The organism is Pseudomonas sp. Bc-h, from assembly GCF_002080045.1.
GTDB lineage: Bacteria > Pseudomonadota > Gammaproteobacteria > Pseudomonadales > Pseudomonadaceae > Aquipseudomonas.
The window spans coordinates 1-306 of record NZ_MUIN01000071.1 but is presented as its reverse complement, the minus strand read 5'-3'; the positions used below and the strand labels follow the sequence as shown (position 1 = coordinate 306).

Genomic DNA, 306 nt, shown 5'->3' with positions numbered 1-306 from the left:
ATCTCAAATTGAAAAGTACCTTTATTAGCAGGCTCCTTTTTAATTTTGTCCTGTGCTTCTTTTATTACTTCATCGGAAAACCACCGTGAATCAATTGGAAAATTTGGATCTTGTCTCAAGAGATTGATTTCATAGAGTTTACTTGCGCCCGCTTCTGCGACATCCAATAGTAGGAATATTACAAGAAGAAGGATTCGCTGAATGGTGGGTCTAGATCTGGTTATTTTCATTCTGAGAAACTTATCATTGATGCAAAAAAATGGCTAGCGGAGAGCACCACTTAAGGTGTCACCGCTAGCCTAGATC

Annotated in this window: 1 protein-coding gene; it reads right to left on the bottom strand. The window is 38.9% G+C overall.

What is annotated here, in order from left to right:
• Positions 1-230: hypothetical protein (locus tag BWR59_RS32705; RefSeq protein ID WP_218191337.1), on the bottom strand; the 230-nt coding region annotated here is incomplete at its 3' end.
• Between the last annotated feature and the right edge of the window lie 76 nt (positions 231-306).